The organism is Enterobacter cloacae complex sp. P1B (genome assembly GCF_014982345.1).
In the GTDB taxonomy this organism is placed as follows: Bacteria; Pseudomonadota; Gammaproteobacteria; order Enterobacterales; family Enterobacteriaceae; genus Enterobacter; species Enterobacter bugandensis.
Window position 1 is genome coordinate 18741 of record NZ_JADCLF010000007.1, and the last position, 16489, is coordinate 35229.

A 16489-nucleotide genomic window follows, 5' to 3' on the forward strand; every position below is an offset into this window, starting at 1 on the left:
GATTATTCATCGCGAAGATAGTCAACTATGAAAATATCAGCCTGCTAAAAGTGGAAGGCTGTAACCAGAACGCAATGTTAATTATTTATTAAGAATGTCAATAAAAGGTTTTTATTGTGTACGGGGCTGTTTTGAAAATAGTTGCGATATTTTGTGTTTAATTTCAGAAAGATAATCCTGGGCGATTTACGGCTTTGATAAATACAACCTTATCGCAAATGTGTGTTTTGTGATCTCGTGCACGCTTTGTAGTCAACGTTTTCGCGCTGTTTGCAGTTTTGCTCGAAGGTCGGTGCTTTCTACGAAAGTTAAAAAATAGCGCTGGGGAAAAATATTTAAACATTTATTCACCTTTTCGCTACTTAATGTTTGAAATCACGGGTACGCACCGTATAATTTGTCCGCTTTTTGATGCTTGACTCTGAGCCTTAAAGGACGTTTTATACGACACGCGGCATACCTCGAAGGGAGCAGGAGTAAAAACGTGATGTCTGTGTCGCTCTTGAGTAGAAACGTTGCTCGTAAGCTTCTGTTCATTCAGTTTCTGGCTGTGATAGCAAGTGGACTGCTGTTTAGCCTCAAAGACCCCTTCTGGGGCATCTCCGCCGTGTGCGGGGGTTTGGCGGTCGTGCTGCCAAACGTGTTGTTTATGATTTTTGCCTGGCGTCATCAGGCGCATACACCCGCCAAAGGCCGCGTGGCCTGGTCCTTCGCCCTCGGCGAAGTGTGTAAGGTGTTGCTGACCTTTGCTCTACTGGTGATGGCGCTGGCGGTTTTGAAAGTGGTATTCATGCCGCTGATAGCAACGTGGGTTTTGGTGCTGGTGGTACAAGTTCTGGCTCCAGCTGTAATCAATAACAAAGGGTAAAAGGCATCATGGCTTCAGAAAATATGACGCCGCAGGATTACATAGGTCACCATCTGAATAACCTTCAGCTGGACCTGCGTACATTCTCGCTGGTGGATCCACATAACCCCCCGGCCACCTTCTGGACGATCAACATCGACTCCATGTTCTTCTCGGTGGTTTTGGGTCTTCTGTTCCTGGCCATGTTCCGCAGCGTTGCTAAAAAAGCGACCAGCGGTGTTCCAGGGAAATTCCAGACGTTCGTTGAGATGATCATCGGCTTCGTCCATGGCAGCGTGAAAGACATGTACCATGGTAAGAGCAAGCTGATTGCTCCGCTGGCCCTGACCGTGTTCGTTTGGGTCTTCCTGATGAACCTGATGGACCTGCTGCCAATTGACCTGCTGCCGTTCATCGGCGAGCACATCTTCGGCCTGCCTGCGCTGCGTGTTGTACCGTCTGCGGACGTGAACATCACCCTGTCTATGGCGCTGGGCGTGTTCATCCTGATTCTTTTCTACAGCATCAAAATGAAAGGCGTAAGCGGCTTTGTGAAAGAGCTTACCTTGCAGCCGTTCAACCACTGGGCGTTTATTCCGGTCAACCTGATCCTGGAAGGCGTTAGCCTGCTGTCCAAACCTGTTTCACTGGGTCTGCGACTGTTCGGCAACATGTATGCGGGTGAGCTGATTTTCATTCTGATCGCGGGTCTTCTGCCGTGGTGGTCACAGTGGGTTCTGAATGTGCCATGGGCCATTTTCCACATCCTGATCATTACGCTGCAAGCCTTTATCTTCATGGTTCTGACGATCGTCTATCTGTCGATGGCGTCTGAAGAGCACTGATTTTTTACCAACACTACTACGTTTTAATTGAAACAAACTGGAGACTGTCATGGAAAACCTGAATATGGATCTGCTGTACATGGCTGCCGCTGTGATGATGGGTCTGGCGGCTATCGGTGCTGCGATCGGTATCGGCATCCTCGGAGGTAAATTCCTGGAAGGCGCAGCGCGTCAACCTGATCTGATTCCTCTGCTGCGTACTCAGTTCTTTATCGTTATGGGTCTGGTGGATGCTATCCCAATGATCGCTGTAGGTCTGGGTCTGTACGTGATGTTTGCTGTCGCGTAGTAGTTGTTTTAAAACCCCAAGCCACAGAAATTTAAGAGGTATTGTGCTGTGAACATGAACGCAACAATCCTCGGCCAGGCCATCGCGTTTATTCTCTTTGTCTGGTTCTGCATGAAGTATGTATGGCCGCCTTTAATGGCTGCCATCGAAAAACGTCAGAAAGAAATTGCTGACGGTCTGGCTTCCGCAGAACGCGCTAAGAAAGATTTGGACCTTGCACAGGCCAACGCGACAGACCAGCTGAAAAAAGCGAAAGCTGAAGCTCAGGTAATCATTGAACAGGCTAACAAGCGCCGTTCTCAGATCCTGGACGAAGCCAAAGCTGAAGCAGAACAGGAACGTACTAAGATCGTGACACAGGCTCAGGCTGAAATTGAAGCTGAGCGTAAACGTGCTCGTGAAGAACTGCGTAAGCAGGTTGCGATTCTGGCTGTTGCTGGCGCCGAGAAGATCATCGAACGTTCCGTGGATGAAGCTGCTAACAGCGACATCGTGGACAAACTTGTCGCTGAACTGTAAGGAGGGAGGGGCTGATGTCTGAATTTGTTACGGTAGCTCGCCCCTACGCCAAAGCAGCTTTTGACTTTGCTGTCGAACACCAAAATGTCGATCGCTGGCAGAATATGCTGGCGTTTGCCGCTGAGGTGACGAAAAACGAACAAATGGCCGAGTTGCTTTCCGGTGCGTTAGCGCCTGAAACCCTCGCCGCGTCGTTTATCGCCGTGTGCGGAGAGCAACTGGATGCCAACGGCCAGAACCTGATTAAGGTGATGGCAGAAAATGGTCGTCTCCGTGTGCTCCCGGATGTTCTCGAGCAGTTTGAGCACTTACGTGCCCTTAGTGAAGCAACTGCAGAAGTCGAAGTGACTTCCGCGACTGAACTGAGTGACGAACAGCTTGCGAAAATCACCGCCGCGATGGAAAAACGTCTGTCACGCAAAGTTAAGCTGAATTGCAAAATCGATAAGTCTGTAATGGCAGGCGTAATCATCCGCTCGGGTGATATGGTCATTGATGGCAGCGTACGCGGCCGTCTTGAGCGCCTTGCAGACGTCTTGCAGTCTTAAGGGGACTGGAGCATGCAACTGAATTCCACCGAAATCAGCGAACTGATCAAGCAGCGCATTGCTCAGTTCAATGTTGTGAGTGAAGCTCACAACGAAGGTACTATTGTTTCTGTAAGTGACGGTGTTATCCGCATCCACGGCCTGGCCGATTGTATGCAGGGTGAGATGATTTCCCTGCCGGGTAACCGTTACGCTATCGCACTGAACCTGGAGCGCGACTCCGTAGGTGCAGTTGTGATGGGTCCATACGCTGACCTCGCCGAAGGCATGAAGGTTAAGTGTACTGGCCGTATTCTGGAAGTGCCGGTTGGCCGTGGCCTGCTGGGTCGCGTTGTTAACACCCTGGGTGCGCCAATCGACGGTAAAGGTCCGGTTGAGCACGATGGCTTCTCCCCAATCGAAGTTATCGCACCAGGCGTTATCGACCGTCAGTCCGTTGATCAGCCAGTGCAGACTGGTTATAAGTCCGTTGACGCCATGATCCCAATCGGTCGTGGTCAGCGTGAACTGATCATCGGTGACCGTCAGACCGGTAAAACCGCGATGGCAATCGACGCCATCATCAACCAGCGTGACTCCGGCATCAAATGTGTGTACGTGGCTATCGGCCAGAAAGCGTCCACCATTTCTAACGTGGTTCGTAAACTGGAAGAGCACGGTGCGCTGTCTAACACCATCGTTGTGGTAGCAACCGCGTCTGAATCTGCTGCACTGCAATACCTGGCGCCATACGCCGGTTGCGCAATGGGCGAATACTTCCGTGACCGCGGTGAAGATGCGCTGATCGTATACGATGACCTGTCTAAACAGGCTGTTGCTTATCGTCAGGTTTCCCTGCTGCTCCGTCGTCCACCAGGACGTGAAGCATTCCCGGGCGACGTATTCTACCTCCACTCTCGTCTGCTGGAGCGTGCTTCCCGCGTTAACGCGGAATACGTCGAGAACTTCACCAAAGGTGAAGTGAAGGGTAAAACAGGTTCTCTGACCGCGCTGCCGATCATTGAAACCCAGGCGGGTGACGTTTCTGCGTTCGTTCCGACCAACGTAATCTCCATTACCGATGGTCAGATCTTCCTGGAAACCAACCTGTTTAACTCCGGTATTCGTCCGGCTGTTAACCCGGGTATCTCCGTATCCCGTGTGGGTGGTGCTGCTCAGACCAAGATCATCAAGAAACTGTCCGGTGGTATCCGTACCGCGCTGGCACAGTATCGTGAACTGGCTGCGTTCTCTCAGTTCGCATCCGATCTGGACGAAGCAACCCGTAAACAGCTGAGCCACGGTCAGAAAGTGACCGAGCTGCTGAAGCAGAAACAGTACGCTCCAATGTCTGTTGCTCAGCAGGGCCTGGTACTGTTCGCGGCTGAACGCGGTTACCTCGAAGATGTGGAACTGGCGAAAATCGGTAGCTTTGAAGCCGCTCTGCTGGCTTACGTCGACCGTGATCACGCTCCGCTGATGCAAGAGATCAACCAGACCGGTGGCTATAACGACGAAATCGAAGGCAAGCTGAAAGCTATCCTCGATTCCTTCAAAGCAACCCAATCCTGGTAATCGTCCGGCGGCTTGTCTCAGGGCAAGCCGCCTGGCATTGAGGAGAAGCTCATGGCCGGCGCAAAAGAGATACGTAGTAAGATCGCAAGCGTCCAGAACACGCAAAAGATCACTAAAGCGATGGAGATGGTCGCCGCTTCCAAAATGCGTAAATCGCAGGATCGCATGGCGGCCAGCCGTCCTTATGCAGAGACCATGCGCAAAGTGATTGGTCACCTTGCAAACGGTAATCTGGAATATAAGCACCCTTACCTGGAAGAACGCGACGTTAAGCGCGTGGGCTACCTGGTGGTGTCGACTGACCGTGGTCTGTGTGGCGGCTTGAACATTAACCTGTTCAAAAAACTGCTGGCGGATATGAAAGGCTGGTCTGATAAAGGCGTTCAGTGCGATCTGGCACTGATTGGCTCTAAAGGCGTCTCTTTCTTTAACTCCGTTGGTGGCAACATTGTCGCTCAGGTGACCGGTATGGGTGATAACCCGTCCCTGTCCGAACTGATCGGCCCGGTTAAAGTGATGTTGCAGGCCTACGATGAAGGCCGTCTGGACAGACTGTACGTTGTCAGCAACAAATTCATTAACACCATGTCTCAGGTTCCAACGCTCACTCAGATGCTGCCGTTACCGGCATCAGAAGATGACGAGCTGAAGCAGAAAGCCTGGGATTACCTGTATGAACCCGATCCGAAACCGCTGCTGGATACCCTGCTGCGTCGTTACGTTGAATCTCAGGTTTATCAGGGCGTTGTAGAAAACCTGGCCAGCGAGCAGGCCGCACGAATGGTGGCGATGAAAGCCGCGACCGATAATGGCGGCAGCCTGATTAAAGAGCTGCAGTTGGTTTACAACAAAGCTCGTCAGGCCAGCATTACTCAGGAACTCACCGAGATCGTCTCGGGGGCCGCCGCGGTTTAACCAGGTTTACGAATTACGTAGAGGATTCAAGATGGCTACTGGAAAGATTGTCCAGGTAATCGGCGCCGTGGTGGACGTCGAGTTCCCTCAGGACGCCGTACCACGCGTGTACGACGCGCTTGAGGTACAGAATGGTAACGAGAGCCTGGTGCTGGAAGTTCAGCAGCAGCTCGGCGGCGGTATCGTGCGTACCATCGCGATGGGTTCTTCCGACGGTCTGCGTCGTGGTCTGGAAGTTAAAGACCTTGAGCACCCGATCGAAGTCCCGGTAGGTAAAGCAACACTGGGTCGTATCATGAACGTATTGGGTCAGCCAATCGACATGAAAGGCGACATCGGTGAAGAAGAGCGTTGGGCTATCCACCGCGCGGCACCTTCCTACGAAGAGCTGTCCAGCTCTCAGGAACTGCTGGAAACCGGCATCAAAGTTATCGACCTGATGTGTCCGTTTGCGAAGGGCGGTAAAGTTGGTCTGTTCGGTGGTGCGGGTGTAGGTAAAACCGTAAACATGATGGAGCTGATCCGTAACATCGCGATCGAGCACTCCGGTTACTCCGTGTTTGCGGGCGTAGGTGAACGTACTCGTGAGGGTAACGACTTCTACCACGAAATGACCGACTCCAACGTTCTGGACAAAGTATCCCTGGTTTACGGCCAGATGAACGAGCCACCAGGAAACCGTCTGCGCGTTGCGCTGACTGGTCTGACGATGGCTGAGAAATTCCGTGACGAAGGCCGTGACGTTCTGCTGTTCGTTGATAACATCTATCGTTACACCCTGGCCGGTACCGAAGTATCTGCACTGCTGGGTCGTATGCCTTCAGCGGTAGGTTATCAGCCTACGCTTGCGGAAGAGATGGGTGTTCTTCAGGAACGTATCACCTCTACCAAAACCGGTTCTATCACCTCTGTTCAGGCGGTATACGTACCAGCGGATGACTTGACTGACCCATCTCCAGCAACCACCTTTGCGCACTTAGACGCAACCGTGGTACTGAGCCGTCAGATCGCGTCTCTGGGTATCTACCCGGCCGTTGACCCGCTGGACTCCACCAGCCGTCAGCTGGATCCACTGGTTGTTGGTCAGGAACACTACGACACCGCGCGTGGCGTACAGTCCCTGCTGCAGCGTTACCAGGAACTGAAAGACATCATCGCCATCCTGGGTATGGATGAACTGTCTGAAGAAGACAAACTGGTGGTAGCACGTGCGCGTAAGATCCAGCGCTTCCTGTCCCAGCCGTTCTTCGTTGCGGAAGTATTCACCGGTTCTCCGGGTAAATACGTTTCCCTGAAAGACACCATCCGTGGCTTTAAAGGCATCATGGAAGGCGAATACGATCACCTGCCAGAGCAGGCGTTCTACATGGTTGGTTCCATCGAAGAAGCCGTGGAAAAAGCCAAAAAACTTTAACGCCTTAATCGGAGGGTGATATGGCAATGACTTACCACCTGGACGTCGTCAGCGCAGAGCAACAAATGTTCTCTGGTCTGGTCGAGAAAATCCAGGTAACGGGCAGTGAAGGTGAACTGGGTATTTTCCCGGGTCACGCACCGCTGCTCACCGCCATTAAGCCTGGTATGATCCGCATCGTTAAACAGTTCGGTCACGAAGAGTTTATCTATCTGTCCGGCGGCATTCTTGAAGTGCAGCCTGGCAGTGTGACCGTTCTGGCCGATACCGCTATTCGTGGCCAGGATCTCGACGAAGCGCGAGCCCTGGAATCGAAGCGTAAGGCTGAAGAGCACATTAGCAGCTCTCATGGTGACGTGGATTACGCTCAGGCGTCTGCGGAGCTGGCCAAAGCGATCGCGAAACTGCGCGTTATCGAGTTGACCAAAAAAGCGATGTAACACCGGCTTGAAAAGCACAAAAGCCAGTCTGGATACCAGACTGGCTTTTTTTTTCATCCTTAATTCATGATGAAAAAGATGTAGAATTTTAGGCATCAAACGTTTTTACTTCTCACTCAAACTACCGTCAGGATGCGTATGTCAAACAGTGCGATGAGCGTGGTGATCCTTGCCGCTGGCAAAGGTACCCGCATGTATTCCGATCTGCCTAAAGTGCTCCACACGCTGGCAGGAAAGCCAATGGTGCAGCATGTTATTGATGCAGCGAATGAACTGGGTGCCCGTCAGGTTCACCTGGTCTACGGCCACGGCGGCGATCTGCTTAAAAAGACGCTGAGCGATGATGCGCTCAACTGGGTGCTTCAGGCTGAACAGCTGGGTACCGGTCATGCGATGCAGCAGGCTGCGCCGTTCTTTGCCGATGACGAAGATATTCTGATGCTTTACGGCGACGTTCCGCTGATTTCCGTTGAAACGCTGACTCGCCTGCGTGCAGCCAAGCCGCAGGGCGGCATCGGTTTATTGACCGTTGTGCTGGACGATCCAACGGGCTATGGCCGTATCACGCGTGAAAACGGCAACGTAACGGGTATCGTTGAACATAAAGATGCCAGTGATGAACAGCGCAAGATTCAGGAGATCAACACCGGCATCCTGATTGCCAATGGCGCGGACATGAAGCGCTGGCTCTCTCAGCTCGACAACAATAACGCGCAAGGTGAGTACTACATCACCGACATCATTGCGATGGCGTATCACGAAGGGCGTGAGATCGCCGCCGTTCATCCGGCGCGCATCAGCGAAACGGACGGCGTGAATAACCGCCTGCAGCTTTCCCGTCTTGAGCGTATTTATCAGTCCGAGCAGGCCGAAAAACTGCTGCTCGCGGGCGTGATGCTGCGCGATCCGGCGCGTTTCGATTTGCGCGGCACCGTGTCTCACGGGCGCGACGTTGAGATCGATACTAACGTTATTCTTGAAGGCAACGTCACGCTGGGCAACCGCGTCAAAATCGGCGCCGGCTGCGTGATTAAAAACAGCGTTATCGGCGACGACTGCGAAATCAGCCCGTACAGCGTGGTGGAAGACGCGCGTCTTGATGCGGCGTGTACCATCGGCCCGTTTGCGCGTCTGCGCCCGGGCGCTGAGCTGCTGGAAGGCGCGCACGTGGGCAACTTCGTGGAAATGAAAAAAGCGCGTCTGGGTAAAGGCTCCAAAGCGGGTCATTTAACCTATCTGGGCGACGCGGAGATTGGCGATAACGTGAATATTGGTGCAGGAACCATTACCTGTAACTATGACGGCGCCAATAAGTTTAAAACCATCATCGGCAATGACGTGTTCGTGGGCTCGGACACGCAGCTGGTGGCACCGGTTACCGTGGGTAACGGCGTGACCATTGCCGCCGGCACAACCGTCACGCGCGACGTAGCGGATAACGAGCTGGTGTTAAGCCGCGTGCCGCAGGTACACAAGCAGGGCTGGAAACGCCCGGTGAAGAAAAAGTAACAACAAGGCGGGTGGCGCTACGCTTACCCGCCCTACGATTGAGTAGGCCTGATAAGGCGTAGCCGTCATCAGGCAAACCCGGGAGAGGAGATAAATATATATCTCCCCCCACAAGCAGTACCCATAAAAATAACCCCACTCTCTACAAGGCTCGGGGCGCCCGGAAAGGGTAAATACAGGTCAGCGACAACGCAGGCATAATGCCTAAATTCGGAATCTAAAATATGTGTGGAATTGTTGGCGCAGTTGCGCAGCGTGATATTGCTGAAATCCTTCTCGAAGGTTTACGTCGTCTGGAATACCGTGGTTACGACTCTGCCGGTCTGGCTGTCGTCGATGCAGAAGGGCATATGACCCGTCTGCGTCGTCTCGGTAAAGTGCAGATGCTGGCCCAGGCCGCAGAAGAACACCCGCTGCACGGGGGTACCGGTATTGCGCACACCCGCTGGGCGACGCACGGCGAACCGTCTGAAGGTAACGCGCACCCGCATGTGTCTGAACACATCGTGGTGGTGCATAACGGCATTATCGAAAACCACGAACCGCTGCGCGAAGAACTGAAAGCGCGCGGCTATACCTTCGTCTCTGAAACCGACACCGAAGTGATTGCTCACCTGGTGCACTGGGAGCTGGCAAAGGGCGGTACGCTGCGTGATGCGGTGCTGCGCGCTATCCCTCAGCTGCGCGGTGCGTATGGTACGGTGATCATGGACTCCCGCGATCCATCTACCCTGCTGGCCGCGCGTTCCGGTAGCCCGATGGTTATCGGTCTGGGCATGGGTGAAAACTTTATCGCTTCCGATCAGCTGGCGCTCCTGCCGGTGACCCGTCGCTTTATCTTCCTGGAAGAGGGCGATATCGCGGAAGTGACTCGCCGCAGCGTGACCGTCTTCGACACCAAAGGCGAGCAGGTGAAGCGTCAGGAGATCGAATCTAACCTGCAGTACGACGCGGGCGACAAAGGCGCTTACCGTCACTACATGCAGAAAGAGATCTACGAGCAGCCGAACGCTATCAAAAACACTCTGACCGGGCGCATCAGCCACGGCGAGGTGGATCTGAGCGAGCTGGGGGCAAACGCCAACGAACTGCTCGGCAAGGTTGAACATATTCAGATCGTAGCCTGCGGTACTTCTTATAACTCCGGTATGGTCTCTCGCTACTGGTTTGAATCCCTTGCGGGCGTGCCGTGCGACGTGGAAATCGCGTCTGAGTTCCGCTATCGCAAGTCTGCAGTGCGTCGTAACAGCCTGATGATCACCCTTTCCCAGTCCGGCGAAACGGCGGATACGCTGGCAGCGCTGCGTCTGTCTAAGGAATTGGGTTATCTGGGCTCGCTGGCCATCTGTAACGTTCCGGGCTCATCCCTGGTGCGTGAGTCCGATCTGGCGCTGATGACCAAAGCGGGCACCGAAATCGGCGTGGCCTCCACCAAAGCGTTTACCACTCAGCTGACCGTTCTGCTGATGCTGGTGGCGAAGCTGGCGCGTCTGAAAGGCGAAGATGCTTCCGTTGAGCACGACATCGTTCACGGTCTCCAGGCGCTGCCGAGCCGTATTGAGCAGATGCTGTCTCAGGACAAACGCATTGAGGCGCTGGCGGAAGATTTCTCTGACAAACATCACGCCCTGTTCCTGGGTCGTGGCGATCAGTACCCGATTGCGCTGGAAGGCGCACTGAAGCTGAAAGAGATCTCCTACATCCACGCGGAAGCCTACGCGGCAGGCGAGCTCAAGCATGGCCCGCTGGCGCTGATTGACGCGGATATGCCGGTCATTGTTGTCGCACCGAACAACGAACTGCTGGAAAAACTGAAGTCTAATATCGAAGAGGTACGCGCCCGCGGCGGCGTGCTGTACGTCTTCGCTGATAAAGATGCCGGTTTCGCCAGCAGCGACAACATGCACATCATCGAGATGCCGCATGTGGAAGAGGTGATTGCACCGATCTTCTACACCGTTCCGCTGCAGCTGCTGGCTTACCACGTGGCGCTGATCAAAGGCACCGACGTTGACCAGCCGCGTAACCTGGCGAAATCGGTCACCGTAGAATAATCCCTTCTGTTAATGGCTACACGACGTGTAGCCATTTTTTCCTTACTTTTTCTCATCAGCTTTCTCTTTGCTATCAATCATCTTATTCTGACGCATTTCGTTACTTTATTGTGTGAATAATGAACGAGATTGCTTCTAAGCATTAGTATTTTCAATTTTGATCACTAAACGATCAGCTTTTATTAACGGAATCCTAAAAATGGTTTGTTTATAAAAGATGTGTCCTTTTTATGTGTATACTGAAAAGGAATTTTAATGATAAAGCAAAAATAATATTATATTTGTTTTTCTCTATTATTATTCCAGCTATGGTTCGTCATTATTCCATTAATTTAAACTCCCCCCTTGAAGATCATTCTTCCCGAAGAATATTATTTCATCGCATTTGGGATGGCGTTGTCTTTATGATAAACGCAATATTGATTTAATTAATGGAGTTATCATGAAAAATAATGGAATTACGGTGGCGATTGTACTCGCATCGGCGTTAATGGCAGGACAATCATTTGCTGCGGATGGTACGGTTCATTTCCGCGGAGAGGTTATTGATTCAACGTGTGAAGTGACGCCTGATACCGCCGATCAGACGGTGAATATCGGCCGCGTTGCCAAAACGACGTTCTCCGGCATTGACTCAACGGCGTCAGTAAAAGATTTCCATATTAAACTGGAGAAATGCCCTGCAACCTATACTCAGGCAGCAGTTCGTTTTGACGGAACAGAAGATAAAGACACCATCGGCAAAGGATATTTGTCTATTGGCACGCCTGTTAACGGTGAAGCGGATACTGACGGTATTTACACCGGCGAAGGTGAAGCCGTTACGGCTACCGGCGTTGCAATCAAGCTCTTCAACCTGAACGATGATACGGCGATCCCGCTGTATAACAATTCAAATTATGTTGCTATCACCGACGGCAAAGCGGACATGGGCTTTAAAGCGAAGTTTGTGCAGACGCTGGCTACGGTTACGCCGGGTACAGCGAACGCGGATTCCCAGTTCACCATTGAATACCTGAAATAATCTTCAGCTGTTCGCCAGGAGCCTGTTTTATCCTTTTGCAGGCTCCTCCACAGGATGTGAGGATAACTGATGTATTTACGGCGTTTGTTGACTCTGTTCATCATGCTCTCTTTTTCATTTTTAACACCCTTGTCGACGGCTGGCGTCATTATTGGCGGAACCCGCGTTGTTTATAGTAGCGATAAATCCGATGCGACAATTAGCATAAAAAATAACGAAGCGACCACGCCTTATCTCATACAGACGTGGGTCGATCCTTTTAAAGGCGATACAGCGTCGAATAAACCTCCTTTTACCGTTATTCCGCCGGTTTCAAGGCTGGAGGCCGGGCAGGAGAAAGTATTGCGCATCATGAAAGTGAAGGGCGAACTGCCTCACGATCGGGAATCGCTGTTCTGGCTCAACATCAAAAATATTCCGCCGTCCAGTTCAAACCCCAATTCGCTCGAAATTGCGATTAAGACGCGGATAAAACTTTTTTGGCGTCCGGCGACCCTGAATATCACGCCTGAACAGGCTGCGGCGAAGGTTAAATGGCATGTTCAAAACCGGCAGCTCGTGATTGAAAATCCGAGCCCGCTACATATTAACGTTATGAATGTCACCGTCGATAAAAAAGACGTTCCCTTAAACATCATTCCCCCTTTTGACACCGTGCGTTTGCCGCTTCCGGAAGGGATTAACGGCCACGCGCTGGTCTGGCGTTTCGTTAACGATTTTGGGGCAATCAGTCAGGAAATTCACGTCACGCTGTAAACATAGGGATGTTTGATATGGGGTGTTTCCGTTTTTTCATTGCGCTGGCCTCGGGGGTATCTCTCGGCTTTTCAGGCGTGACGCTGGCAAAAGATATCTTTAACCCTGCGCTTCTTGAAATTGACCATCCGGTGGATGTTGATATCCACCAGTTTAACCGCGCCAATACGTTACCTGCGGGCTCTTATAAGGTTGATATTCATGTTAACGATGAGTTTATCGATAGCCGGGAGGTCACTTTTATTGAAGATAAGGCTGGCGATAGGCTGCATCCCTGTTTTAAGCACGTCAGGACGGTGCTTGCGGAGCTCGGGGCTAAGGTAGCGGCGATCGGTTCGCTGGATCGCCTGGACGAAAACGCCTGTGTGGACCCTACCCCGCTGATCCCTGGCGCCACATGGACGTTCGATACCGATAAGCTGCTCCTCAACGTCACGCTGCCGCAGATTTACATTGATACCACCGCCCGCGGCACCATCAATCCTGCCCGCTGGGATGAAGGTATTAATGCGTTGATGATGAACTATGACTTTTCCGGCTCCAGCACGTTGCAGTCTGATGATGACGACAATAGCGATTTCTACTATCTGAACCTGCGAAACGGGGCGAACATTGGCGCGTGGCGTTTACGCAATTACAGCACGCTAAACATCATTGACGGTCATTCGGATTACCATTCCATCAGCACCTATGTGCAGCGAAACCTCGCGACGTTACGCAGCCAGATCATGCTGGGTGATACCTGGACCGCGAGCGATGTCTTCGACAGTACCCAGGTGCGCGGCGTGCGCCTGTATACCGATGATGAAATGCTTCCTTCCAGCCTGACGGGTTTTGCGCCGGTCGTTCGGGGCGTAGCGAAAAGCAATGCGACGGTGATTATTCGGCAGAACGGCTACATCATTTACCAATCTGCCGTGCCGCAGGGACCGTTTGCGCTAAAGGATCTAAACACCACCAGCTCCGGCGGCGACCTGGACGTGACCATCAAAGAAGAAGACGGCAGTGAGCAACACTTCACGCAGCCCTACGCCTCGCTGGCCATCCTCAAGCGTGAAGATCAGACCGACGTCGATATCAGCGCGGGTGAACTGCGCGATCAAAGCGAATTCCAGCCCAACGTTTTTCAGGCGCAGATTCTGCACGGCTTTCCTGCCGGGATAACGGTATACGGTGGCGTGCAGGCCGCGGAAGCGTATCGCTCGGTAGCGGTGGGGGTCGGCAAAGATATGGGGGCAGTTGGCGCGTTTTCCGTCGATATCACCCAGGCACGTGCGCAGTTTACGGACGAGGACTCAGAGGAGTCCGGCCAGTCCTGGCGTTTTCTCTATTCGAAACGGTTTGATGAAACGGATACCACGCTGAGGCTGGTGGGGTATCGCTACTCAACGCAGGGCTACTACACCCTCAATGAATGGGCGTCACGCCAGAACAGTCAGCGCGATTTCTGGGTAACGGGCAACCGACGCAGTCGGCTTGAAGGGTCCTGGACGCAGAATTTCGGCGATGGCATGGGGAACATTTATCTCACGCTGAGCCGCCAGCAGTACTGGAAAACCGACGAAGTTGAACGCCTGGTTCAGCTTGGCTACAGCAATGTCTGGCGGTCGCTTTCCTGGAACCTCTCCTGGAACTACAGCGATTCCATCACCACGGCGCAGAGCGCGGAGTATTCAGATAGCGACGATCGAGAAAGCGAACAGGTTTTTATGCTGTCGTTCTCCGTGCCGCTGTCAGCATTGCTGCCGGACAGCTATGTGAGCTACGGCCTCACACAGAACAACAGCGGAAAAGGAATGCACCAGCTTGGCCTGAACGGTACGGCGCTTGATAACCGTAATCTCTCCTGGAACCTCCAGCAGTCCTGGGATGCGGATGACAGTGTGTACAGCAGCAGCGCGGGGGTGGGATATGACGGAACCTATGGCTCGGTTAACGGCAGCTATGACTACAACCAGGACAGCCAGCGGCTCAACTACGGCGCGCGCGGCGGGATCCTGCTGCATGGCGATGGAGTGACGTTCTCGCAGGAGATGGGTGAAACCGTGGCGCTGATTAAAGCACCCGGTGCAGCCGGTCTGGCAATGGAAAACGGCACCGGTACGGCAACCGACTGGCGAGGCTACACCGTTCAAACGCAGCTTAACGCTTACGATGAAAACCGTGTGGAAATTGAGAGCGGCTATTTTGAAAAAGCGAACGTCGAGCTGGAGAACAGCGTGCTTAACGTCATCCCCACGCGAGGTGCGGTGGTGCGGGCGGAATTTATCACCCACGTTGGCTATCGCGTGCTCTTTGAGGTCACACAGGCCAACGGCAAACCTATTCCATTTGGCGCAGTGGCGTCTGCCGAACTGGCGACGGGCAGCGTGTCGGGCATTACCGGCGAGAATGGCGAACTGTATCTTTCGGGCATGCCGGAAGAGGGAACGTTCACGATGAAGTGGGGGAGTGAAAAGACAAAACCTTGCAAGGTCCATTATCAGTTCCCCAAACCAACGGGTGTTGAACTGGTTCAAACAGCGGTCGTGTGCCAATAGGGAAATGAGATGAAACGACGTATCACTTTTATAGCAGTCGCCATGCTGCTTTTTACCCCTTTTTCCCACGCTGCGACGACAGAAGGCGGGGTGTGTTTCGCCATCGGCGGCACCTATATTTTCAATCTGAATCTTAACGGGGCAGAAATACCGGCAGATAAAAACCAGGCGGGAACCGAGGTGCGCGATCTGACGACCCTGCAATCGCCTTCCCAGTATAAACTGGGATGTAACTGCCTGACCCATTTCACCACCACGTTTCGTAGCGTCTACTTCACCGCGCGTTCGCCCTTAAGCGTTAATACCGTTAAAAATGGATATACCTACTACAGGTTGAACGATCACCTCAGTATTGCGTCCTCTGTTCACGTGCTGGGACGTGACTATCTCGCCGTTCCCTTTGAGGCGGAGCCCAACCGGGTGACGTCCGGTATCTACTGTTATACCTCCAGTGTAGAGGGCTCAGAGGCAACGCTTGATACCGGCTCTCAGGTAAAAATATCGTTTTTGATCGACAAGCCCTTTATTGGAAAAATTACCGTCCCGGGTACGACGATTGCCACGCTCTATGGCGGTATCGATGAAGCGTCCTCTCTGGCAAGTACCGAGAAGCTCGCCGAAATAAAAATTGCCGGAGACATCGTGGTACCGCAAAACTGCGAGATTGCGCCGGGTCAGTCGCTGGAAATTGATTTTGGAAAAATTCCCGCCAGCGCGTTTTCCGCCACCAAAGGCGAGGCGGTCGGTAGCCGCAAAATCCGCAAGATGATACAGGTGAAATGTACCGGCATGCTGGATGAGAACATCGTCCGATCCGCTTTCCATGCCGATCCCGTTGACGCTGACGCCACGATGATGAAAGTGAACGGCAATGATGACGTAGGGATCGTTATTTATGATAAATGGGACCGCGTCGTCAACGTCAATGGGGGGAGCATGGAGATGGATATGGGAGCCAACCAGGGGGGCGCCGAAGTTAACTCGCTCACCTTCTCTGCTGCCCCGGCCAGCGCGACGGGGAGTATTCCGAAGCCCGGCGCCTTTGAAGCCTGGGCAACCGTGACCTTCGAAATTCAAAATTAATAACAACGGCTGTTTATGACAGCCGTTGTCATATTCACATCTTTGAACCAGGCTTAACGCATCTCAGTGTGACATTATCATGACAGGGATATGATTTTATTTGTATTAAAATCATTATCTTAACTCAAACACGTTGATTGTCATAAAACTGT

General features: G+C 52.6%; 15 protein-coding genes. All 15 read left to right on the plus strand.

Annotated elements, in window-relative coordinates; all coding sequences use genetic code 11:
• Positions 1–487 precede the first annotated feature (487 nt).
• The 15 genes from atpI (at position 488) to stgD (ending at position 16337) form a co-directional block, all read left to right on the plus strand.
• The gene (atpI, locus tag INF77_RS07295) at positions 488–868 is read left to right on the plus strand and encodes a F0F1 ATP synthase subunit I (protein WP_008500194.1); all 381 of its coding nucleotides are present in this window, start codon (positions 488–490) and stop codon (positions 866–868) included.
• Between the two features lie 8 nt (positions 869–876).
• Positions 877–1692, plus strand: a complete 816-nt coding sequence (gene atpB / locus INF77_RS07300; protein ID WP_028014916.1) for a F0F1 ATP synthase subunit A — start codon at positions 877–879, stop codon at positions 1690–1692.
• Between the two features lie 49 nt (positions 1693–1741).
• The gene (gene atpE / locus INF77_RS07305) at positions 1742–1981 is read left to right on the plus strand and encodes a F0F1 ATP synthase subunit C (RefSeq protein ID WP_000429386.1); all 240 of its coding nucleotides are present in this window, start codon (positions 1742–1744) and stop codon (positions 1979–1981) included.
• Positions 1982–2029: 48 nt separating this feature from the next.
• Positions 2030–2500: a F0F1 ATP synthase subunit B gene (gene atpF / locus INF77_RS07310; RefSeq protein ID WP_003862370.1), complete on the plus strand. Its 471-nt coding sequence runs from the start codon at positions 2030–2032 to the stop codon at positions 2498–2500.
• 14 nt (positions 2501–2514) lie between these two features.
• Entirely contained in the window at positions 2515–3048 is a 534-nt protein-coding gene (gene atpH / locus INF77_RS07315; RefSeq protein ID WP_003862369.1) for a F0F1 ATP synthase subunit delta, read from the plus strand.
• A gap of 12 nt (positions 3049–3060) precedes the next feature.
• Positions 3061–4602, plus strand: coding sequence for a F0F1 ATP synthase subunit alpha (atpA, locus tag INF77_RS07320; RefSeq protein ID WP_003862367.1), 1542 nt, complete (start codon positions 3061–3063; stop codon positions 4600–4602).
• A gap of 51 nt (positions 4603–4653) precedes the next feature.
• On the plus strand, positions 4654–5517 hold the full coding sequence (gene atpG / locus INF77_RS07325) for a F0F1 ATP synthase subunit gamma (RefSeq protein ID WP_003862364.1): 864 nt from the start codon (positions 4654–4656) through the stop codon (positions 5515–5517).
• Positions 5518–5548: 31 nt separating this feature from the next.
• Complete coding sequence (gene atpD, locus INF77_RS07330) at positions 5549–6931, plus strand: F0F1 ATP synthase subunit beta (RefSeq protein WP_003862362.1); 1383 nt, start codon at positions 5549–5551, stop codon at positions 6929–6931.
• A 20-nt stretch (positions 6932–6951) separates the two neighbouring features.
• Positions 6952–7371 (plus strand): F0F1 ATP synthase subunit epsilon, encoded by a 420-nt coding sequence (locus tag INF77_RS07335; RefSeq protein WP_006177560.1) that lies wholly within the window; start codon positions 6952–6954, stop codon positions 7369–7371.
• A gap of 138 nt (positions 7372–7509) precedes the next feature.
• Positions 7510–8880, plus strand: coding sequence for a bifunctional UDP-N-acetylglucosamine diphosphorylase/glucosamine-1-phosphate N-acetyltransferase GlmU (gene glmU, locus INF77_RS07340; protein WP_049137078.1), 1371 nt, complete (start codon positions 7510–7512; stop codon positions 8878–8880).
• 224 nt (positions 8881–9104) lie between these two features.
• Entirely contained in the window at positions 9105–10934 is a 1830-nt protein-coding gene (gene glmS, locus INF77_RS07345) for a glutamine--fructose-6-phosphate transaminase (isomerizing) (protein ID WP_047366743.1), read from the plus strand.
• A 442-nt stretch (positions 10935–11376) separates the two neighbouring features.
• Positions 11377–11958 carry a chaperone-usher fimbrial major subunit gene (locus INF77_RS07350; protein WP_193531924.1) on the plus strand — a complete coding sequence of 194 codons (582 nt, stop codon included), beginning with the start codon at positions 11377–11379 and terminating at the stop codon, positions 11956–11958.
• Positions 11959–12027: 69 nt separating this feature from the next.
• Positions 12028–12714: a fimbrial chaperone gene (locus tag INF77_RS07355; protein WP_193531925.1), complete on the plus strand. Its 687-nt coding sequence runs from the start codon at positions 12028–12030 to the stop codon at positions 12712–12714.
• A 17-nt stretch (positions 12715–12731) separates the two neighbouring features.
• Positions 12732–15254: a fimbria/pilus outer membrane usher protein gene (locus INF77_RS07360; protein WP_193531926.1), complete on the plus strand. Its 2523-nt coding sequence runs from the start codon at positions 12732–12734 to the stop codon at positions 15252–15254.
• A 9-nt stretch (positions 15255–15263) separates the two neighbouring features.
• On the plus strand, positions 15264–16337 hold the full coding sequence (gene stgD / locus INF77_RS07365) for a fimbrial protein StgD (protein ID WP_193531927.1): 1074 nt from the start codon (positions 15264–15266) through the stop codon (positions 16335–16337).
• Positions 16338–16489: the final 152 nt, after the last annotated feature.